This window comes from Paenibacillus andongensis, assembly GCF_025369935.1.
In the GTDB taxonomy this organism is placed as follows: Bacteria; Bacillota; Bacilli; order Paenibacillales; family NBRC-103111; genus Paenibacillus_E; species Paenibacillus_E andongensis.
Window position 1 is genome coordinate 520,908 of the sequence record NZ_CP104467.1, and the last position, 21,370, is coordinate 542,277.

Sequence of the window (21,370 nt, forward strand, 5' to 3'; positions counted from 1 at the left end):
GTATGATGAAAAATGTTCTTGGCATGATCAATCTCATGAATGAACAGGATGATTTATCAACGCTTACACGCAATCGTTGTGTTGCTGCTGTGCCTTTTGCCGGTCGGTATCGCCTAGTAGATTTTGCGCTTTCCAATATGAGCAATTCGGGCATTCAGAAAGTCGTCGTTCTGGCCAATTCGAAGGCGGATTCGCTGCTTGAACATGTGGGTGACGGGCATCACTGGGGTTTAGATGCTTCGGATGAAGGAGGAGTATCTATTCTCCCGCCTTTCTCCTTATGGATTGATCCCGCGTGTGCTTCGCGTACCTTCGACCATGGTGATCTCCTTCATCTATACAGTCATCTCGATTATTTAAAGTCGTGCACAGAAACCTATATTTTACTAGCGCCTACCAGTGTTATTTATCGTTCTAATTTCGAAAATATGGTCGACTATCACCTCAGCAGCGGTGCGGAGATTACGATCCTTTTTAAACATTTGACAGAGATTGACCGTCATGCGCATATTGGTCGCGCTTACAACTTGGAGATGAATGATCAAGGCCGCGTTGTTAGCGCCTCGCCCACTTATCACGCTCTGCCGTCCCTAACTCCGCAAAATATCGATTTGGACACGATGGTTATAGAGCGGAACCTACTGATTGATCTCGTTGAGAAGAGCTTGAAGCGCGGGAGCGAGATTTATCTGAAAGAGGTGATCTGGGCTCATCTGGCCGATATTCATGTACAAGGCTATGCCAATCATGGATATATGGCGATTATGGATTCCGTAGACAGTTACTATGTGCACAGTATGGATCTCCTGCAGCCGCAAGGCTGGAAGCAATTCATGATGAATCAAGAATCTGTCTATACGCGAAAAGAGGAAGAACAAGAAACGGCCTGCAACCATGACGCGCTGATCCGCAATTCGTTCGTCGCTCATGGCTGCCGGATTGAAGGCTATGTGGAGAACAGCATCTTGTTTCCGGGTGTAACGGTCAGCAAAGGCGCCAATGTTAAAAATAGCGTCATCATGCATGACTGTGCAATTGAGGCCAACGTTTATTTGGACCGGGTTATTTTGGACAAGCAGGTCGTTGTTGAGCAAGGAGCCGTGTTATGCGGTCAGTACGCACATCCTTTTGTGGCGGAGAAAAGTGAAGTGATCTAATCCAAAGGTGAGAGTAGGAGGATCGGTTATGAACGTAATGTTACGTGATAAGGGTGCTAAGCTGTTAACACATATGACGGGCTACCGCAGCCGTGTCTATAAGCTAGCATTGTTCTTTCTAGTTGTTATTCTAGCGATGATTATCGTCAGTTGGACTACTTCAGAACATATCGGTGAGCCGGAGATCATTCTTTCTCCGGAAATTATTAGTCTGATTCCGAAAGGATCAGAGGACACTTTTATACCCGTCCTGCCACCTACTCTTGCTGCTGTACAAGCGGAGCCAAGTAGTGATGGTAGTGCTAATAGTGCTAGTTTGCAGGCAGCTGATCCTAGCACTTTGGTGCCGATACTCCATAGCCTAGAGGGGATTTCACTTGATGATAATACGGAGGCAGTCGTTGCAAAGAAAGGGTACCCGCTAACGTTTGTCCAGGATCCCCACTTTATAGATGTCTTTACGTATGAATACCCGGATATGAATATTGGTTTCCAAGATGGTATCGTGACTTTTGTGCAAATTCCAGCCGAGATTGGGCACGTTCACATCAATGATCAACGGATTTCGTTGACGATAACTGATGTGAAGCGGCTGCTGGGAGAACCCGATTACATAGCGGAGGATGGTATCGTCTTTCAGCGGGGAGAAGAACTTATTAAACTTTTTATTGCACCGGAGACACAAGAATTGATAGCCATCGATTATTATGATCTTTCAAGTACCTAATGTCTGCAGCTGGCCTCTTTGGTCAGCTTGAAGGCATGTGGGGAAGATCTTCCTATTTCACGCAAAGCTTGTGTAAAAGGTAGAGGCTTGTTACTATTTAAAGAAAGAATAACGTAAGGGAGTGTGGCTAATGTCAGCAGAGAAGTTCCAAGTTGATCAAGAAGAATTGGAGAAATCTATACAGCTTCGTATCAGTGGGGAGCTCGATTTGGCTGCGGCCTTAACGTTCCGCCATGCGCTCGAAGCGGTTGTTCACCGTGCGGATAAGGCATTAATCCTCGATGTGGGGCAGTTGCGGTATATGGATAGCACAGGGATTGGAATTGTGGTCTCGACCTTGAAAATTCGGGATGAATTGAAAGCGCCGTTCACGGTTATTAATATCCCGGCTGGCATCAAGCGGCTGTTTGATCTTACAGGAATCTCAGGATTCCTTAACGAAGGGATCGAAGGAAGCGCATGAATGTCATTCGTTTACAAATACCCGCGGCAGCGGAATACTTGGATATCGTAAGACTTAGTCTCTATGGGGTTGCTACCAAGTTAGGTTTCTCTTATGAAGATATCGAGGATATGAAGGTAGCGGTTTCGGAGGCTTGCAACAATGCTGTACTTCACGGGGGACCGCAGAGTGGCAGTGGGCAAATTGAAATTAGCTATGAGCCCGGAGACGATAGATTGACTGTGAAAGTGAAAGATGATGGCACAGGTTTTAATTATCAAGAACGCCAAGAGAACACGGTCCCTTTGACTGGGGCTTCGCCCAGCGAATTACAGTCTGGTGGCCTTGGCATATTTCTCATGCAAGCGCTGATGGATGAGGTTATCGTGAACACAGACAGGGGAACCGAAGTCACGCTCGTTAAATATGTTCAAAACAAAACCACGGATTGACGGGAAACCGCCAGTCCGTGGTTTTTTTCAAACTATTTACCAAGATAAGCATCCAGCATCCAGCTGTGCTTCTCAAGCGATGAACGAATCCCGATGAGCAGATCGGCTGTCGGTTGATCCGTCTGCTCTTCAGCAAGTTCAATTCCCTCTGTCAGCTCCGAGCAAATGCGGGTGAAGTCACTGACCAGCTGCTTCACCATTTGCTCAGCCGTCTCCTCATTCTTGGCTTCCTTAATGGACGCTGAGGCCAAATGTTCCTGCAAGGTTGCTGTCGGGATCGCACGAAGAGATAGCATCCGCTCCGCGATGACGTCTAGATGCAAGGCAGCTTCTGTATACAATTCTTCGAATTTGATATGCAGCGTAAAGAAATTCTCGCCTTTTACATACCAATGATAGTTATGCAGCTTCATATAAAGAACCGAAAAGTTAGCGACCTGCTTGTCAAGAATCTCTGTAATCGGACTTGCTTTCGTTGCAGTTTTGACCATTGTGAAATCCCTCCACTTAATTAATTTGTTGTGCATACATATATCTACCCTGCGATATTCCTTTTGAAACTTTCTCCATACATTGTTTCAGATGCTAAGAACGGGGGTAAACAATAAGTAATTAAGCAGATAGGGGTGATTGAAATGTTAGTACAAATTAGTGCGATCATTGCAGCCGTTGCGTTTGTATTCCTTGTCTTCTATTTGATTCAAACTTTGAAATCACTGAAAAATTCATTAGATGAGATTACATTAACGATGGGCCAAATGAAGAATGAAGTCACACAGATCAGTTCGGAAGTACAGGACGTTATTCTCAATACGAATGAGATGGCCATAGATGTGCGTATGAAGCTGTCAAAGCTTAATCATCTGTTCAGCTCGGTTCAAGATGTAGGACAAGTGATTCATGAGTTAACATCGTCGGTAAAACAATCAGCCACGAGTCTAGTCTCAGCGATTAAACAAACTCAGCCGCTTAGCACCAAATGGAAGACGATTTTGCAAGGAGCTGCTATCTCGTATGAGATACTGCAAAAAATGAAAGCCAAAAAATCATCGCAAGCCGGTGTTACGAAATAGAGAGGGGTCATCTTGTGAACGCTATACGTAAATTTATTGTCTACAAACAATCGAATGGGAAAGAAAATATCTTATACTTAAGTGGAGAGCTCGATTTATCTGCTGCATCTGAGCTGGCGGCAGTACTTGACTCGGTTGTTCATAAAGGTAATGAGATTCTAACGTTGGATTTAAAAGAGTTGCGTTATATTGACAGTACCGGAATCGGTATGATTGTCTCGGTCCTTAAAGTGAGAACTGCGATGAAGGCAGCCTTCCGTATTCATCATATCCCAGCCAAAATCCAGCGATTATTCGAGCTAACTGGCATTGCCCGCTATTTGATAGATCGTGAAGACCGAGGTCAAAACCAAGGTGGTACAGAAAGGAAAGAAGAAATCATATGAGCCCATACATTGGCCTGACGATACCGGCAAAGGCGGAATATCTAGATATTGTTCGACTCACCTTATATGGCGTTGCGACGAAAGCAGGCTTCACTTTTGAAGATATTGAAGATATGAAAGTTGCTGTAGCAGAAGCTTGTAATAATGCGATTCTGCATGCCTATTCTCATGACCAATCAGGAACCGTCGAGATCCAATTTGAGCATAGCAACGGCTATTTGCGAATTTCTGTGAAGGATGAGGGCAACAGCTTTAACTACATTCAAACAGATGTAGAAACAGCTGCTATGCACCATAAATCCATTAGTGAAGCGACCGTGGGGGGACTAGGTCTGTTCCTGATGCAAGCTTTAATGGATGATGTACAAGTACTGACGCATAGCGGTAAGGGAACCGAGGTTATTCTGACGAAGCAACTGGCAGGTCAGTTGAATAGAAAAGAGGAAATGGTATGAATGCGAATGCATCATCCTCGAAACCGTTATATGAAATGTATTCGAAAATGAAGATTTATAAGGAAACCGCATGTCAAGAGACGGCTACGGCGCTCCTGCTGCACTATGAACCCATTGTTCGTATGGCGGTAGGCAAGATGTCGCGGAGCCGTCCCGATTTATATGAGGATTTATTTCAAGTGGGACAGATGTCGATGCTGCGGCTTTTTGTACAGTATGACAGTACCATGGAGATTCCGTTTGAAGCCTATGCCATGAAAAGTTTAATTGGTCACCTGAAAAATTATTTGCGTGACAAGTCATGGTACATACAGGTTCCACGACGAATTAAGGAGAAAGGTTCGCTTGTCCAGCGTGCCCTGGATGAACTGACCATGAAGTTGGAACGTTCGCCGAGTATCGATGAGATTGCGGCTTATTTAGAGCTGAGTCCGGAAGAAACGATTGAGATTCTGGCAGGTCGCGATTATTATAATTATACATCGCTAGATACTCCGCTTACGAGTGATGGGGATAGTGCGACGATTGGCGATATGATCGCTGGTCCAACGGATGACTATCAAACCCTCGAGAGACGCATGGATCTGGAAGAAGCGATGACTTGTTTGAAAGAAGAAGAACGTACGGTTATTGGCCTTATTTATCATGAAGGACAATCGCAACGGCACATTGCTGACCAATTAGGGATTTCTCAGATGAGTGTATCCCGGATTCAGAAGCGGGCAATTGATAAGCTGAAGACTATCTTAAACCAGAGCACATAAGGAGGCACCTTGATGCCGGGCAACCATTTTCAATTGGAATACGGGAAGAAAGTACGCTTAGAAAGCATGGATCCTAATGAAACCGGAGCCCTTCACGACCGGGAAGAAGCCGAACCGAACATAGAGCGTCTGAGTGAACGATTAGAAGTCTTGCAAAATATCCTGTACGCCGAGAAGAAGCAGTCGGTTCTTTTTGTGATTCAAGGCATGGATTGCAGCGGCAAAGACGGCGTCGTGAAGCGTGCGCTCGGAGGATTGCATCCACAGGGCTTTCAAGTAAGCAGCTTCAAAGCGCCTACCGAAGAGGAAGCCGCTCATGATTTCCTATGGCGAGCTCATAAGGTTGTGCCTGCTAAAGGGATGATCGGGGCGTTCATTCGTTCTTATTATGAGGATGTGCTGATAACCCGCGTACACGACTGGATTAGCGATTCAGAAGCGAAGAAACGATTCAAGCACATTAACCGATTCGAGAAATTGCTGGAGAGCAGCGGTGTGAAAATCGTTAAGATTTTCCTGCATATCTCCAAGGATTTTCAACTTGCCAAGCTGCGGAATCGGCTAACGGATCCAACGAAACGTTGGAAATTCGACAAGAATGATCTCGTGGAGCGAGAATCCTGGGACGAATACCAGAAGGCTTATGAAGATGTGTTCAAGATGTGCAGCTCGGCTTCTGCTCCGTGGTATGTCGTGCCTGCTAATCATCGCTGGTATCGAGATTGGGCCGTTTTGCAAATTGCTGTAGAAGCGTTAGAAAGCATGAATTTAGCTTATCCGGAATCCGATCCGGAGCTCGATCAGCTGCTTGATCAATTATAGAAGTAAGCACACAGTATCTCTCTAGCTCTCTTAATGTGGTATAGTGAGAATAGTAGAATGTTAACATAACATTCTCTACGAACTGTACTAGGAGGCCAACATGTTTACATCTATTCCTATCAACATAAAGACGAAAATCACGTTAGGATATGTCTGTATTATTCTATGTTTAGGGGCTGCTCTCTTAGTGGTGAGTGATCGAATAACCTCTCTTCAGAAGGAAGTAGACTACATATCGTCGCATGATATTGAAGTGCGCGATCTCCTTAATGTTATACAAAAAAATGTGATCGATATGGAAACGGGAATGCGAGGCTACGTCATTACAGGGGATGAACAGTACTTGGATCCCTATGAGGCCGGCAGCCGCGCATGGCTCGATAATTATAATAAGCTTAATCTATTAATAAGTGATAATCCTGCACAACAGAAAAGCTTGGAGCAGATCAAACCAACGATTCAGAACTGGATCAAGAATGATGTCGATAACGTTGTTAAGTGGAAAAAAGAAAACAATACAGTAGCCATTTATGATTTTTTCAAACAAAATTCAGGAAGAAAATTGATGGATCAGCTGCGCACGCAGTTTGATTCCTTTCTTAGGGTTGAACAGCAGTTAACAGCTGCAAGAGTCGATCAATTAGCCAAAAGCAACTATAATCTTAGAGTTGTTCTTTTTAGCGTTTTGGGTATTACTTCGATCTTTGCGGTTCTGGTGGCTATATTTTTGTCGAATTCGATTACTAGCACGATCCATCGCGTCATTAAGACAATTCGAGATATTGCAGCCGCCGAAGGAAATCTAGAAGCAAGAATTGAAGTGAGAACCAATGACGAGATCAGAGTGCTGGCTGAAGCAACGAATGATTTGCTGGCAAGCTTAGACAAGCAAAACTGGATTCAAACCAATATCACCGAAGTTTCAACCTTGTATCAGGGGATTAACGATATCACAGAATTGAGTGAAACCTTTGTGAATAAGCTAGCTCCTATGCTAGATGCTGTCTATGGTGTTGTATACCTGCGTAATAACGCTGGGGGCGAGACTCGGTTTGTGAAAATAGCAGGATATGCGGCATCCGGGGTGGATCCTTCATCTGCTAGTTTTCAATTAGGCGAAGGCTTAGTCGGTCAATGTGCTATAGATAAGCGGATTTTCCTGATGGATAATCTTCCGGAGAACCATATTAAAGTAACGTCAGGTTTAGGCGTCTCCACACCTCGAAGCTTACTGGTTGCTCCTATCATGGTAGAAGGCAAAGCGGAGGCCGTTATTGAGTTAGCTTCCCTTCACCCTTTCCAATCGAAGCATCTAACGTTGGTCGATTCGCTGCAAGAGAAATTCGGCACAGCGATTACGAGTGTTCGAAGCCGTATGGAAGTAGAGCGTCTGCTTTCTGAGTCACAGATGTTGACGGAAGAACTGCAGGCACAATCGGAAGAGATGCAGACACAGTCTGAAGAACTCCAGATGCAGCAAGAACAGCTGCGGATGACGAATGAGTATCTAGAGGAACAGAACCATTTCGCTGAGCAAAAAGCGTTAGAATTGAAGAAAGCAAAAGACGAGCTGGAAGATTTCTCGCTTAAGCTTCAGACAAGTTCACGGTACAAATCCGATTTTCTGGCGAATATGTCCCATGAGCTGCGAACACCGCTCAATAGCATTATGATTTTGTCGCAAATGCTTGCGGAAAATAACGGTGACATGCAAATGTCGGAAGTTGTGGACTATTCACGTGTCGTTTATGCTGCAGGCAATGATCTACTCGCGCTGATTGACGATATTCTTGATTTATCCAAAGTAGAAGCGGGTAAAATAGAAATTATGACGGACGAGGTCAACGTGACCGAAATTCCGCAATTAATGAAGCTCATGTTTGCTCCCGTAGCGGATAAGAAGGGGTTGGATTTCGAGGTCATTTTGGAACCGAATGTGCCCAATGTGATTTTGACGGATGGCCAACGCATGCAGCAAATCGTGAAAAATCTATTATCGAATGCTTTTAAATTTACTGAACAAGGCTCTGTAACCATGAAAATTGCGCTCGCAGACCCTTCCCGAGTCAAAGAGCTGCTTCATAGAGATCCGGAAGAAACCGTACTGGCTATTTCGATTACTGATACCGGAATAGGTATCCCGATCGATAAGCAGCAGGTTATTTTCGAAGCGTTCCAGCAGGTAGATGGTACAACGAATCGTCAATACGGCGGAACAGGACTTGGTTTATCCATATGCCGTGAGTTTACGCGTTTGCTTGGTGGATCCATTGTCGTGAAAAGCGAGCTTCATAAGGGAAGCACGTTCACCCTCTACGTGCCAAATGCGCGTGAATCGGAGTCGGAGGGCGAGGAAAACGTTCATGCACGGGGAGAAATTGCAGCAGCTAGCGAGGAATTGAAACTAGATACCACAGTAATTATTTCCACAGAACCTAGTGTCGTGATGGCGGAGCAGCCAATAGCTGAACCCATAAGCTCAGATTCCCAATTATTTCATGGTAAAAGGGTACTTCTCGTCGACGATGATGCACGTAATGTTTTCGCGCTTGTCACGGCACTTGAGACGAAGGGAGTTACCGTGGAGATTGCTGATCACGGCAAGCATGCCCTGGAGCTTTTATCCGTAGATTCCGACTACGACCTTGTGTTAATGGACATTATGATGCCGGTTATGGGGGGCTATGATGCGATGAAAGCGATTCGCGGTCAGCTGCAGCTGCACGATTTACCCATCATTGCACTGACGGCGAAAGCCATGAAGAGTGAGAAAGAGAAATGTCTGGAGTCCGGCGCTTCCGACTATATCACCAAGCCGCTGAATATGGATCAGCTATTCTCGCTTATGCGGGTATGGTTGACGAAGCAGGTGAAGAAACATTGATTCGCCAGTCACTAGATCATTACTCCGAATTAGATGAACTGCCCTACGATGAGCTGCAAAATATCGAGATTAACCTGCTCCTGGAAGGCTTATATCAGATGTATGGGTTTGATTTCCGCCATTATGTGCGTTCATCCTTACGCAGGCGCATTCTTAATCGCATGAAAGCAGAGAAATTGCCATCCATCACAGCACTGCTAGAAAAAGTCCTGCATACACCTGGCTTCGTGGAACAATTACTGAACGACATGTCCATCCGAGTGACAGAAATGTTCCGAGATCCAAGCTTTTTTAGCGCTTTTCGTAACCAAGTTGTTCCCGAGCTTAGGAAGTATCCGGAAATTCGGATTTGGCATGCAGGCTGCGCCACCGGAGAAGAAGTGTACGCGATGGCGATCCTGATGCAGGAAGAAGGCTTGGCTGAGAGAACGAAGATTTATGCGACGGATATGAATGAGAAAGCGATTGAGAGCGCTCAAAAAGGCGCTTTCCCGCTGAAGCAGATGCAAGTCTATACGAAAAACTACTTGGAATCTGGCGGGACCAAAGCCTTCTCTGAGTATTATACAACCGACCATCAATACGCTTATTTTCAGCCGCTGATGAAAGAAAACCTGATGTTTGCGCAGCACAATCTCGTAACGGACGGCTCCTTTAATGAATTCCATGTCATCCTGTGCCGCAATGTCATGATCTACTTCGATACGAAGCTGCAGCAGCAAGTCCACAGCCTATTTCATGGCAGTTTAACTCCAGGTGGATATCTAGGCTTAGGTAAAAAAGAATCCATCCTCTTCGTGCCCGAAGGCGTGCAATACGATGACTTCGTGCCGCAGGAACGTATTTATCGTAAAAGATGATTTCGCTGGACACTCTCCGTTGGAGAGTGTTTTTTTGTTTGAGTATGGAGGGGGCGGAGCCTGCTCGATGCGAGCTAATATTGGGGGAATTCTGCGGCGAGTATAACAACCCCAACCCATGCGGAACGTAGATACCTTATTTTGCTCGAAACCGCGTATTTCATGGTTTCGCGGAACGAGGAGCCGTTATTTCACGCTTCAGAGGTGTAAAAACCGCAAAAACGCTAAATTAGCGCCCCCACGTTCCGCATAGGAGCCCAATATCGACATATTAACCCAAATAGCGTCTCCTCGTTCCCCACGAGCCTCAGATCAGCAGCTTAGTACCGAAATTTTGAAACTATTTCTACTACAACCTCCGATTGGAGCACTTCCCATGGCCAGCTATTAAAGGGGATCCATCTCCAAACAATGTAGAATCAGGCTATTTATATCCCCAACCCAACCCAACCCAAACAAACCAAACCAAACAAACCAAACTGAATTGAACCCAACATAACCTAACAATCCAACTAGTAAAGCTAACCAAAGTCAATCAAACTCAACAAAGCCCAAATGAACCCACCCCAACTAGCCCGCACCAACCACAATGAGGTTTATGGGTTTAAAGTTGTGAAAATAAGGATTGTTTCATCAGCCACGAGGAACGTTTAAATATAAAGTAGATTGTACTTTAGACTCAGAAAGAAGGGAAACCAATGGAAGCAGATATCGATGAGAAGAAGTCTACAGGCGATTGCACGCCTGAGAAGTTGTTTCAGGAACTCGACAACGATCCGAGCACCAAACTAGACAATGACCAACTAGACCGCATAACGGCCATGGTGAACGAATATCAAGGGAATATTAAGTCCCATTTGATTGAACAGCAGGAGAAGAAGTCTTCAAGGGCTGATCGCCTTGCCGATCATATTGCTTCTTTTGGCGGCAGTTGGACATTTATAGTGCTGTTTTGTGCTTTTTTGGGAATTTGGATGGTCATTAATCTGATGAGCTTTGCGTTTGATAAACCACCGTTCATCCTGCTGAATTTGATTCTATCTTGTATTTCGGCTTTGCAGGCACCGGTTATTCTAATGAGTCAGAATCGTCAAGCGGCGCGAGATAAGCAGGAGGCGATCCTTGATTTTGCGATTAATTACCGAGCCGAACAAGAGAATATGGAGCTTAAGGCACTGTTCGACCGCCTTGATAAAAGGCTGGAAAGAATGGAAAAGCAAATCTTAACACGGCAAGCTGAAGATAACATAACAGAGGATCATTAAATGATTGAAGCCATATTTTTCAGCTGAAAAGTGTTTCATTACTAGGCGATGTGGTTAATAGATAACATAGCAAGAACAACCAAATTCGATGATAAGAAAGGGTGTTTCCTATGTTAGGTTGGGCCATTATGTTTCTAATCATTGCGCTTGTAGCCGGTGTTTTTGGATTTTTTGGGATTGTCTCGGCAGCGGTAGGGATTGCCAAAGTCTTATTCTTCGTATTCCTGATTATGTTCGTCGTATCCTTGATTTTTGGAAGACGCAAAGGCTTTTAATACTAACTTTTACACAGTTTTTTCCCAATAAATTATAGCCAAAGAGGAGGAAATACCATGAATACTTATACCAGAGTGAGTGTGACATCGAATCTTCAAGAGGCACAGAATAAAGTACAGCAATTGTACAGAGAAGGCTTTGAGCGAGAGCATATTTATGTGCTGACGCATAGTGCTGAGGGTACTGACTTCGTTGCCAACTACACGGGTGCTGAGCAGATTACCATGGCGGAAGAGGGTGTACTGACGTCGATCGCTAATCTGTTCCGTTCTCGCGGCGAAGAGCTGCGGGCGAAGATGAGAGCACTCGGTGTGCCTGAAATGGAAGCCAGTCGTTTGGAAAGCGAGCTGGATAAGGGGAAAATCCTTGTTCTGGCTACCCCTTCCACGGAGGTTAGAGCGTATGATGGTGCAGACTTTCAACGCACTATTTTATGAGGAAACGTTAATCCAAGCTATTGAATGATAAAAGGAATGCAAGGGGGACTCCTTCACGGGGTCTCTTTTCTGTCTAGTTCAAATAAATGTATTGACTAGTATACAAGTATGCTAGTATTATAATTATAAAGCGTTTACAATAGAAATCAGGTGAGAGCATGGATTTGCCAAACATAACAACGAAACGAGAAACATTATCCGATAACGCTTATCATGTGATAAGAGACGCCATTGTCTCATTACGCTTGGAGCCCGGACAGATGGTATATGAAGCTGAACTAGGCAGCACATTGGGTGTGAGCCGTACACCAATTCGGGAAGCATTCCGTAGGTTGATGGCCGAGGAATTAATCGAAGTCGAACCGCAGCGTGGCGCCCGGATCGCTTATATGTCTAAGAAGAAAATCGATGAGGCCCGCTTTGTCAGGATAAGCTTAGAGGCGAACGCATTCAAGGAAGTTGCCAAACTGTGGAACCCGGAAGAAGCAAGGTTTCAAAGCCTATATACGCAAGTGAAGGGAATTTTGGATGACCAGAAGAAAATGGTTGACGAGCAAAATTTCGATACTTTCTTTCAGTTGGACGAAAAATTTCACTATACCTTGCTTGAAACTTTAGGAAATGTCACGTTGATATCCATCATTAACCAAATGAGGGGCCATTTGAATCGCATGCGATATTTGGAGCTTCAGGAAACGAAGCATATGAGACGACTCGTGGCTGAGCATGAGGGTATATTTGGTGCTATAATCTCCAACAACGTAGAATTAACAGAACGTTTGCTGAGTGAACACATCCTCTTGCTTGAGGGAAGTATGAACGATCTTATCAAGAAATATACCCATTATTTCCGTATGTAATGAAATTTTTTCATCAAATGAATACGATTACAGTTCCAATCGTTTATTTTGAATGCTTTCGAAATAAACGATTGGGCAAACTAGTATACTAGTATATTTAAAAGATTGAAGGGGGGAATGCGGAATACTAATGAAGAAAGGTTCGTTGGAAGTAACCAAGTGTAATGGGGATCTAATAGATGTGCCAAAGCAGATAAAACAACTAAACATTTGAGGAGCATGAGTATATGAAAAAGAGAATTTTTACTGTAGTGGCTTCAGTTACGCTGGTTGTTTCGTTAGCGCTTACAGGCTGTGGAAAAAGTGCGCCGGCAGATAATTCCTCCGCTAATAATAGCAATTCCAAGCCTATTGTACTTCGGGTGGGATATATCCTATCCACTGGCAGTGATGCCGATAATGGTGCCGAAAAGTTCAAAGAACTGGTTAACAAAAATAGTAAGGGCCGTATTGATGTACAAACTTTCCCTAACTCCCAGCTAGGAAGCGACCAAGATATGATAAACGCCCAGCAAAGCGGCAGTCTGGAGATGGAAATATCCGGAGATGGACCGGTTAACATTTTTGAGCCTGGGTTTGGAGCATTGACCATGCCATTCGCGTTCCGCGACACGGACCATATGCTTAAAGTCTATAACGGACCTATCGGGCAACAGTTAAATGAAGCTTTTGTTAAGGATAAAGGTGTTCGTCTCGTTGGGGTCTGGGCGCGGGGGCCTCGATATCTAACCGCAAATAAAGAGATTAAGACGCCTGCCGATCTGCAAGGTTATAAGCTAAGAGTTCCAACGCAGACAACCTATGTGGAAACATGGAAAAAGCTAGGGGCAATTCCGACGGCGTTGAACCTTTCCGAGCTTTACACTGCGCTCCAGCAAGGGGTTGTTGGCGGACAAGAGAACCCATTGGCTATCATCTCTACGTCTAGCTTTTTCCAAGTTCAAAAGTACGTGATGGATACGCAGCATGTATATGGACCTTATTTAATTACTGTCAGTGACAAATTTTACAGCAGCTTGTCAGCGGATCTGAAAAAAGTTGTCGATGATGCACTGAAGGAAGCTACTACTTACGAAATAAGTGTGGTCAAAGATGGAGAAACTCAATTCCGCACGGATCTTGAGAAGAAGGGCATGAAATTTGTTAACGTTGATCGCCAAGCATTTTTAGATAAGATGCAGGGCTTGCCAGAACAATTAGAAAAGTCCCTCAAGTGGATTCCAGGTCAGTATCAGCAAATTGTCGATACAAAGTAATCAAACAAAATGATTGAGAAGTTGCCTTCATGACATTCGGTTTCACAAAGGAACAGAGCCTAAGTCAACTTGGCAACTTCTCTTAACAGGCGGTGTAAAGTACTTATGAAAGAAAACTCGTTCAAACGGTGGTTGGACACCGTGCTAGGTATCTTGGTAGGCTTCGCCGTTATTGGCGAACTCGTGATTATTTTCGGCAACATCATTGCTAGGGAAGTATTTCATGCACCGGTTCTTTGGGCTGACGAGCTGGGGCAGTTGGCTCTCACGGCCGTAGCTTTTTTGGGTGGAGCTCTAGCCTATACCCGCAACGAGTACATTGCAGTTCACTCTGTAATTGACCGTTTACCGAAGGCATGGAGGCCGACCATTGATGCGTTTGTCGAATGGGTGGTGTTTACAGGATCCGTGCTAGGTGCCTACTTTTCTATTGCAGTCATCAAAATGCGTTGGAATGAACATACGGCAGTTCTGGACCTCCGTATGGGTTGGTTTGTTATTCCCCTAACGGTGGGGATGGCTTTAATCGCTGTTTACGCTTTGCAAAGATTATGGCGCTTGAAACGTCCTCCTGTACTTATAAGCGCTATCGTCGTACTGGTTTTGCTGGGAATATTGATACTAATCAATCATTTAGGGGGACCATTTGGAAACTCTGCTCTCGTAAATTGGATCGTGTTTGGATCCTTTGCCGTACAACTCGCCCTTGGAGTACCCGTTGGCTTCGTGCTTTCTGTTGTTTCCATGATGTACCTATATCTTTCAGGTAGAGGAAGTCTGACACAGATTCCAATGACTATGCAAAATGGTGTCCTTAATTTCGTCTTATTGGCCATTCCATTTTTCATGATGGCTGGATATATCATGACGGAAGGAGGATTAGGCAAACGGCTGGCTGATTTTGTTGTCTCTATCGTTGGGAGGATTCGTGGCGGGCTGCTTCAATCTATGGTCGTTACGATGTATATTTTTGCTGGTCTTTCCGGCTCCAAGGCAGCCGATGTGGCAGCTGTAGGTTCAACTTTGAACCCGATGCTGAAAGATAACGGATATGAACCAAACGAAGGTGCTGCCGTTCTGGCCTCCGCTACGGTTATGGGGGAAACGATCCCTCCAAGTCTGCCAATGCTGATTGTGGGATCCATCACGACAATTTCTGTAGGTTCTCTGTTTATGGCTGGGCTTTTGCCAGCTGCGATGATTGCCATTTGTTTAATGGTAGCGATTTATATCAAAGCACGTTTGGCTAAAAAATATCCGGGAACGAGAGGTGTGCCTCTGTCTGAGGTCGGCAAGCGTGGGGTGATTGCTATTCCGGCCTTGCTGGTTCCTGTTTTATTGATCGGCGGGATCGTCACAGGCATTGCTACGCCAACTGAGGTTTCTAGCTTCGCCGTTGTTTACTCTTTGCTAGCGGCGGGTTTGTTTTATAAAGAACTGACCTGGAAGAAGCTCTGGGAAATCATGGTGGACACATCTGTGAAAGCTGGCATGCTTCTTTTCATTACGAGTGCCGCCAGCGCTTTTTCCTGGACTTTAACGGCGGCAAGTCTGCCGCAAAAAATTGCCCAATTTATGGTCAGTTTGGCTGGGCATTCGAGCCTGATTTTCATGTTAGCTACTGTCATTATCTTAATTATTATGGGGGCTTTGCTGGAAGGCATACCTGCCCTGTTAGTCTTTGCTCCACTTCTGGTTCCGCTTGCGCCGCAATTCGGTATTGATCCCTTGCAGTATGGTATCGTATTGATCATTGCCATGGGACTTGGAGCTTTCTCCCCGCCGATAGGTATAGGACTTTATATTGCTTGTTCGGTAAGCGGCACAAAAGTGGAAGACACTTCCCGAGCTATGGTGCCGTACCTGATTGTGTTGTTCATCGGCTTGCTTCTGGCAGCTTTCATACCATGGTTTAGTCTCGTTGTACCTAAAATAATGCATCTAAATTAGAAATTAGATATAGAGAGTGGAGTGAGCAGCATTGAAAGCCATACAAGTCGTAACTCCGGGAAAGATCGAAATTATTGAGAAGGAAATGCCCGGCATAAACCGGGGAGACGAAGTGCTGATTCAAGTTCGTTTGGTCGGCATTTGTGGCTCCGATATGCATATTTATCATGGTACGTCGCCGGTAGCGACATATCCACGCGTGATCGGTCACGAAATGGTGGGAGAAATCGCTGAAATTGGCTCGGATGTGAAACGATTAGCGGTTGGCGATAAGGTCGTTATGGAACCCATCCAATGGTGCGGAACCTGCTACGCTTGCAGGTCCGGCCGTAAAAATGTATGCACACAGCTTGAAGTATACGGGGTTCACAAAGATGGGGCTTACCAGGAGTATATTGTTCTTCCAGAGAAGATCGTCCATAAAGTAGACAGCCGTCTCGATTGGCATGAAGCGGTTCTGGTTGAGCCGTTCACCATCGGTGCTCAGGCCAATTGGCGCGGCGATGTTAAAGCTGGAGATTTCGTGTTTATTATGGGGGCCGGCCCGATCGGATTGTGCGCATTGCAAGTGGCGAAGATTAAAGGGGCTGTCTGCATGATTTCGGATTTAAGCGACGATAAGCTGGACTACGCTAGGTCACTTGGCGCCGATTATGTCTTAAATCCCCTGAAGGACAATATTAATGTTGAAATCGAACGTATTACGGACGGTGTGGGTCCTAATGTAACGATCGATGCGGTTTGTACAGTCAAGACATTTGAGCAAGCTGTTGAAATGACCTCCGTTGCAGGAAGAGTTGTAGTGCTCGGCTTCAGTGATGCACCTTCCCAAATTGCTCAGTTTCACATTACTAAGAAAGAACTGACCGTTGTGGGCTCCCGTTTGCAGTCGGATAAGTTTGCTGAGGTCATCGAGTGGTTTAACAGTGGCAATATGAAGGTCAATTCTTTCGTGACGCACCGCTTTGCGTTAGAGGATATTCATCAAGCGATTAAACTAATTGAAACAAGTCCGAATGAGGTACGTAAAGTAGTTCTGGAAGTCGGAGGGATGCAGAAGTGAGAATGGTATTCCGTTGGTACGGGGAGGGTAACGACCCCATTCCCCCGCGGCACATTAAGCAGATTCCAGGCGTTGAAGGCCTTGTATGGGCTCTGCACGATCTCCCTGCGGGAGAATTGTGGCCTGTGGAGAGAATTCACGAAGTGAAGAAGCAGGCCGACCAGTATGGCTTTCATATTGAGGTCGTAGAGAGCGTAAATATCCATGAGGATATTAAGCAAGGGCTTCCTACGAGAGACCGTTACATTGAAAATTATAAACAAACGATAAGAAATCTAGCTCAAGTTGGTGTGAAGGTGATTTGCTATAATTTCATGCCTGTGTTTGATTGGGTGCGGACGGATCTGTACAAGGAACTAGAGGACGGTTCAACGGCTCTTTTCTTTGAAAAGGCCAAGGTAGACGATATGGACCCCATGGAGCTCGTTTCTAAAATTGCCGGAAATCCAAATTTCACGATGCCTGGTTGGGAACCGGAAAGATTGAAGTATCTTTCAGAACTGTTTGAAGCATATAAAGGGATAGATGAAGAGAAGTTGTGGGAGAATCTCCAGTATTTCTTGGAGCAAATCATTCCAGTGGCTGAAGAATATGATATCAAAATGGCGATTCACCCGGATGATCCGCCGTGGTCTATTTTTGGATTGCCGAGAATCATGACGAGCGCCGATAATTTTCGAAGATTGCTGAGAATGGTAGATAGCCCATATAACGGCCTTACGCTTTGCAGCGGTTCTTTGGGAGCAAACCCGGCCAACAAAATACCTGCGATGGTTAGAGAATTCGGAGACCGCATTCCTTTTGCGCATATAAGGAATGTAAGAGTTTACGAGAATGGGGATTTCATCGAAACCTCCCACCGAGCGCAGGACGGGACCGTAGACATTTGCGAAATTGTGAAAGCTTATCATGAAATTGGCTTTACGGGGTATGCACGACCGGATCATGGAAGACATATTTTCGACGAAGCATGCAGACCGGGCTATGGGTTATATGACAGAGCACTTGGAATCATGTATTTGTGGGGAATCTGGGATTCTTTGGAGCGGTCTAGACGGGAGGAAGCACATGTTATCGATTAATGAAAATTTAAAAGGTAAAATAGCAGTTGTTACTGGCGGAGGCGGAGTCCTTTGCGGAGCAATGGCTGTAGAGCTTGGAAGGCAAGGGGTAAAGGTGGCCATCCTGAATCGGACGGCAGAAAAGGGAGAAGCTGTCGCTGACAAGATCAGAAACATGGGCGGTGAAGCAATAGCTGTCACTTGCGATGTTCTTAATGCTGACAACGTCAAAGATGCGGAGAAGATCGTCTCCGAAACGTTCGGAGCATGCGATATCCTAATCAATGGTGCGGGCGGAAATCATCCGAAAGGAATCACAACGAACGAAACGTTTAAAAAGGATGATCTCACAAATAAAGAAATAACAACCTTTTTTGATTTGACGGAAGAAGGTTTCAACTATGTGTTTAACCTAAACATCTTGGGTACGCTTATCCCGACACAGGTGTTTACGAGAAAGATGCTGGGCAAAAAAGGGGCCATTGTCATAAACATGTCTTCCATGAGTGCGCCAAGCCCGATGACGAAGGTTCCTGCATACAGTTCGGCCAAGGCGGGTATTGAAAATTTCACCCAATGGCTGGCCGTGCATATGGCGGAGGCAGGTATCAGAGTGAATGCGATTGCTCCAGGTTTTTTCCTGACCGAGCAAAACAAACGTTTGTTAACCAATGAAGACGGCTCCCTAACAGAAAGATCACAAAAGATATTATCTCATACACCTATGAGGAGATTCGGCCATTCCGAGGACCTCCTCGGAACCTTAATTTGGTTAGCAGACGAAAATATGTCAGGCTTTGTTACTGGAATCACGATTCCTGTAGATGGCGGGTTTATGTCTTATTCTGGCGTATGAGGAAACAAAAACCCTTAACGCCTCCATTCGGAGACGCAAGGGTTTCTCGTGAAATCAATGGCTACCTTCTTGCATTCATCGCCTGCTGCTTGTGTTCGATAAGGTTGGGAGCATCTTTAAATCCTTGACCATGGATGAATTGCAAATTGGACATGCAGGACTCTCAGCGAATGAAAAATTATCTCTCATCCAGCATGAGCACTGTTCGGTGCTGCAGGTCCAGATGCTGGTTTGCTCCTCGGGGACAGGTTCCAACGATTTCTTTGAAAAGTACAATCGAACTCCTCCTTGTCATAGTAGACTCAGACTCGCAAGCAGTTAAAGCAATATGTGGTGAAGGACTACAGCTTGACTACATTTTCAGCTTGCGGTCCGCGGTTACCTTGAACAACTTCAAACTGTACGCTTTGGCCTTCATCCAAGCTTTTGAAGCCTTCCCCAGTAATAGCGCTGAAGTGAACGAAGACATCTTTGCCGCCTTCCATTTCAATGAAACCAAAACCTTTTTCTGCATTAAACCATTTAACCGTGCCTGTTTCCATGTATACAAAAACCTCCAACAATAATTTGTGCCTGCGCTCCTGTTTCCGAAGACCACATAGGTCCCGATAGCTTGTTAACGCAGCTTTGATAATATATCCATTTATAGGGGAGCTTATTCCATTTTTACTAAAAATTCATGTAACGAAACATTTATCACAAAGTCGTAGCAGCAATAAATGTTGACTTACCGCCATTCTCTGCTCTATACTGGGGCTAATTGTAAGTCGTAAGACACAACTTCATAGTTCGTATAACCTCGATAATTCGGTTCGGGGGCTCTACTGGGAACCTAAATCCTAACTACGAACACAATATATGCATATATATTGTGTTTGTTGTTAGGATTTTTTTTGGTTTCCTCATTTACGTTGAGGAGGAAGATGGAATGAGTTCATTGATGATTCGTGGTGCAAAAGCAATTGTAACGGTGGATGCGGAGGATCGTGTGCTGAAACAGGCGAATATCCTGATTGAAGACAATCGGATCGTGAAGATAGGGAAGGACCTGTATGAGGCAGACCAGGTGATTGATGCGTCTCAAATGTTCGTATACCCCGGTCTCATTAACGTGCATCATCATTTGTATCAGACGTTCACGCGCAATCTGCCGCAGGTGCAGAAGCTGGAGTTATTCGACTGGCTGCGTTATCTCTACGAAATTTGGAAAGGGATTACACCGGACGCTGTGTACCATAGCTCGCTTACAGGGATCGCTGATCTGATGAAGAATGGCTGTACGACGGTTTTCGACCATCATTATGTGTTCCCTCAGCAAAATAGTGCCCATTTTATAGATAAACAGTTCGAAGCCGCGGAGCGCCTTGGTATCCGTTTCGTTGCTTCGAGAGGATCCATGACGCTTGGCAAGGATCAGGGAGGGCTGCCTCCCATGAGCGTTGTTCAAGACATAGATACGATACTAGCCGATAGTGAGAGGCTAATTGATCTCTACCACGATGCCGGCGCAGGCTCCATGCGGCAGGTCGTGCTCGCTCCGTGTTCACCGTTCAGCGTATCCGCGGATATCATGCTGGAATCGGCGAAGCTCGCCAGGTCCAAGGGTGTGCGGCTGCACACGCATCTAGCTGAGACGAACAACGAGGAAGCCTACACGCTCGAACGTTTCGGCATGCGGCCTTTGGCCTACATGGAAAGTCTGGGCTGGTTAGGCCCCGATGTGTGGTATGCGCATGGGATACATTTTAACGATGACGAAATGAAGCTGCTGGCACATACCCAAACAGGAATCGCGCATTGCCCGATTTCGAACATGAAGCTTTCGTCCGGCATAGCCAGAGTTCCCGAAATGCTTGCGATGGGGATTCCAGTGGGCTTAGCCGTTGACGGGAGCGCCTCAAACGATGGCTCGAACCTGCTAGAGGAGCTCCGAGTCTCGTATCTCTTGCACAGGCTTCAGTCAAGCAGTCAAGCTCCGACTGGATATGATCTTTTGAAGGTAGCAACCAGAGGAGGTGCTGCAATACTAGGAAGAAGCGACATCGGGTCGTTGGAGATTGGCAAGGCAGCTGACTTGTTCATGGTGCGTGTAGATCAAATTGACGCTGTAGGGACTCTGACGGATCCGAAGTCATGGCTAGGTACAGTAGGACTCAAACGTCCGGTGGATTATACGATTGTGAATGGAAAGGTTGTCGTCGAGAACGGCAGACTGGTTGGAGCTGACGATGAGCAATTAGCGAGAGAATGTCAGGATTCGTTCGAAAGATTCATCCGGCAATGAATAAAGCTCGCTCCACACCGGTCTTATAGACCGAATGAGG

Annotated in this window: 23 protein-coding genes, 1 pseudogene and 1 riboswitch; of the genes and pseudogenes, 21 read left to right on the forward strand and 3 right to left on the reverse strand. The window is 45.4% G+C overall.

The window, feature by feature from the left end:
* Nucleotides 1-2 precede the first annotated feature (2 nt).
* From glgD to rsbW (NYR53_RS02425), 4 genes are all read left to right on the forward strand, one after another.
* Nucleotides 3-1,157, forward strand: coding sequence for a glucose-1-phosphate adenylyltransferase subunit GlgD (gene glgD / locus NYR53_RS02410; protein ID WP_261303766.1), 1,155 nt, complete (start codon nucleotides 3-5; stop codon nucleotides 1,155-1,157).
* A gap of 28 nt (nucleotides 1,158-1,185) precedes the next feature.
* The gene (locus NYR53_RS02415; RefSeq protein ID WP_261303767.1) at nucleotides 1,186-1,884 is read left to right on the forward strand and encodes a hypothetical protein; all 699 of its coding nucleotides are present in this window, start codon (nucleotides 1,186-1,188) and stop codon (nucleotides 1,882-1,884) included.
* Between the two features lie 130 nt (nucleotides 1,885-2,014).
* The gene (locus NYR53_RS02420; protein WP_261303768.1) at nucleotides 2,015-2,347 is read left to right on the forward strand and encodes an STAS domain-containing protein; all 333 of its coding nucleotides are present in this window, start codon (nucleotides 2,015-2,017) and stop codon (nucleotides 2,345-2,347) included.
* The gene (gene rsbW, locus NYR53_RS02425) at nucleotides 2,344-2,778 is read left to right on the forward strand and encodes an anti-sigma B factor RsbW (protein ID WP_261303769.1); all 435 of its coding nucleotides are present in this window, start codon (nucleotides 2,344-2,346) and stop codon (nucleotides 2,776-2,778) included. The genes NYR53_RS02420 and rsbW (NYR53_RS02425) overlap by 4 nt, the downstream gene beginning before the upstream one ends.
* A gap of 32 nt (nucleotides 2,779-2,810) precedes the next feature.
* Here the strand turns inward: rsbW (NYR53_RS02425) and NYR53_RS02430 are convergent, their stop codons facing one another.
* Complete coding sequence (locus NYR53_RS02430) at nucleotides 2,811-3,269, reverse strand: Dps family protein (protein WP_261303770.1); 459 nt, start codon at nucleotides 3,267-3,269, stop codon at nucleotides 2,811-2,813.
* Between the two features lie 144 nt (nucleotides 3,270-3,413).
* On the opposite strand from NYR53_RS02430, the gene NYR53_RS02435 reads away from it, so the two are divergent.
* The 16 genes and pseudogenes from NYR53_RS02435 (at nucleotide 3,414) to NYR53_RS02510 (ending at nucleotide 19,046) form a co-directional block, all read left to right on the forward strand.
* A complete protein-coding gene (locus NYR53_RS02435; RefSeq protein ID WP_261303771.1) occupies nucleotides 3,414-3,851 on the forward strand; it encodes a DUF948 domain-containing protein in 438 nt (145 codons plus the stop codon).
* 14 nt (nucleotides 3,852-3,865) lie between these two features.
* Nucleotides 3,866-4,237, forward strand: coding sequence for an STAS domain-containing protein (locus tag NYR53_RS02440; RefSeq protein ID WP_261303772.1), 372 nt, complete (start codon nucleotides 3,866-3,868; stop codon nucleotides 4,235-4,237).
* Nucleotides 4,234-4,692, forward strand: coding sequence for an anti-sigma B factor RsbW (gene rsbW / locus NYR53_RS02445; RefSeq protein ID WP_261303773.1), 459 nt, complete (start codon nucleotides 4,234-4,236; stop codon nucleotides 4,690-4,692). Before NYR53_RS02440 ends, rsbW (NYR53_RS02445) begins: the two co-directional genes overlap by 4 nt.
* Nucleotides 4,689-5,456, forward strand: a complete 768-nt coding sequence (locus tag NYR53_RS02450) for a sigma-70 family RNA polymerase sigma factor (RefSeq protein WP_261303774.1) — start codon at nucleotides 4,689-4,691, stop codon at nucleotides 5,454-5,456. The genes rsbW (NYR53_RS02445) and NYR53_RS02450 overlap by 4 nt, the downstream gene beginning before the upstream one ends.
* 12 nt (nucleotides 5,457-5,468) lie before the next feature.
* Nucleotides 5,469-6,278 carry a PPK2 family polyphosphate kinase gene (locus NYR53_RS02455; protein WP_261303775.1) on the forward strand — a complete coding sequence of 270 codons (810 nt, stop codon included), beginning with the start codon at nucleotides 5,469-5,471 and terminating at the stop codon, nucleotides 6,276-6,278.
* A 100-nt stretch (nucleotides 6,279-6,378) separates the two neighbouring features.
* Nucleotides 6,379-9,162, forward strand: coding sequence for a CHASE3 domain-containing protein (locus NYR53_RS02460; RefSeq protein ID WP_261303776.1), 2,784 nt, complete (start codon nucleotides 6,379-6,381; stop codon nucleotides 9,160-9,162).
* Entirely contained in the window at nucleotides 9,132-10,022 is an 891-nt protein-coding gene (locus tag NYR53_RS02465) for a CheR family methyltransferase (RefSeq protein WP_261306253.1), read from the forward strand. The genes NYR53_RS02460 and NYR53_RS02465 overlap by 31 nt, the downstream gene beginning before the upstream one ends.
* Nucleotides 10,023-10,720: 698 nt before the next feature.
* Nucleotides 10,721-11,287 carry a DUF1003 domain-containing protein gene (locus NYR53_RS02470; RefSeq protein ID WP_261303777.1) on the forward strand — a complete coding sequence of 189 codons (567 nt, stop codon included), beginning with the start codon at nucleotides 10,721-10,723 and terminating at the stop codon, nucleotides 11,285-11,287.
* A 110-nt stretch (nucleotides 11,288-11,397) separates the two neighbouring features.
* Nucleotides 11,398-11,562, forward strand: coding sequence for a DUF1328 domain-containing protein (locus NYR53_RS02475; protein WP_082562263.1), 165 nt, complete (start codon nucleotides 11,398-11,400; stop codon nucleotides 11,560-11,562).
* Nucleotides 11,563-11,619: 57 nt separating this feature from the next.
* Nucleotides 11,620-12,000 carry a YflT domain-containing protein gene (locus NYR53_RS02480; RefSeq protein ID WP_261303778.1) on the forward strand — a complete coding sequence of 127 codons (381 nt, stop codon included), beginning with the start codon at nucleotides 11,620-11,622 and terminating at the stop codon, nucleotides 11,998-12,000.
* A gap of 164 nt (nucleotides 12,001-12,164) precedes the next feature.
* Entirely contained in the window at nucleotides 12,165-12,860 is a 696-nt protein-coding gene (locus NYR53_RS02485; protein ID WP_261303779.1) for a GntR family transcriptional regulator, read from the forward strand.
* A gap of 227 nt (nucleotides 12,861-13,087) precedes the next feature.
* Entirely contained in the window at nucleotides 13,088-14,116 is a 1,029-nt protein-coding gene (locus NYR53_RS02490; protein WP_261303780.1) for a TRAP transporter substrate-binding protein, read from the forward strand.
* Between the two features lie 105 nt (nucleotides 14,117-14,221).
* Nucleotides 14,222-16,066, forward strand: a complete 1,845-nt coding sequence (locus NYR53_RS02495) for a TRAP transporter large permease (protein WP_261303781.1) — start codon at nucleotides 14,222-14,224, stop codon at nucleotides 16,064-16,066.
* 31 nt (nucleotides 16,067-16,097) lie between these two features.
* Complete coding sequence (locus NYR53_RS02500; RefSeq protein WP_437180122.1) at nucleotides 16,098-17,129, forward strand: zinc-binding alcohol dehydrogenase family protein; 1,032 nt, start codon at nucleotides 16,098-16,100, stop codon at nucleotides 17,127-17,129.
* A pseudogene (gene uxuA / locus NYR53_RS02505) lies at nucleotides 17,126-18,222 on the forward strand (mannonate dehydratase). Before NYR53_RS02500 ends, uxuA begins: the two are co-directional and overlap by 4 nt.
* Nucleotides 18,198-19,046, forward strand: coding sequence for an SDR family oxidoreductase (locus tag NYR53_RS02510; RefSeq protein WP_261303783.1), 849 nt, complete (start codon nucleotides 18,198-18,200; stop codon nucleotides 19,044-19,046). The pseudogene uxuA and the gene NYR53_RS02510 overlap by 25 nt, the downstream one beginning before the upstream one ends.
* 75 nt (nucleotides 19,047-19,121) lie before the next feature.
* Here the strand turns inward: NYR53_RS02510 and NYR53_RS02515 are convergent, their stop codons facing one another.
* Both NYR53_RS02515 and NYR53_RS02520 read right to left on the reverse strand, forming a co-directional pair.
* Complete coding sequence (locus NYR53_RS02515) at nucleotides 19,122-19,322, reverse strand: cold-shock protein (RefSeq protein WP_261303784.1); 201 nt, start codon at nucleotides 19,320-19,322, stop codon at nucleotides 19,122-19,124.
* 65 nt (nucleotides 19,323-19,387) lie between these two features.
* The gene (locus NYR53_RS02520) at nucleotides 19,388-19,588 is read right to left on the reverse strand and encodes a cold-shock protein (RefSeq protein WP_029196201.1); all 201 of its coding nucleotides are present in this window, start codon (nucleotides 19,586-19,588) and stop codon (nucleotides 19,388-19,390) included.
* A 227-nt stretch (nucleotides 19,589-19,815) separates the two neighbouring features.
* Nucleotides 19,816-19,912, forward strand: a riboswitch (purine riboswitch).
* 62 nt (nucleotides 19,913-19,974) lie between these two features.
* Between NYR53_RS02520 and NYR53_RS02525 the strand changes: the two genes are divergently transcribed.
* A complete protein-coding gene (locus NYR53_RS02525) occupies nucleotides 19,975-21,330 on the forward strand; it encodes an 8-oxoguanine deaminase (RefSeq protein WP_261303785.1) in 1,356 nt (451 codons plus the stop codon).
* The last annotated feature ends 40 nt before the right edge of the window (nucleotides 21,331-21,370 follow it).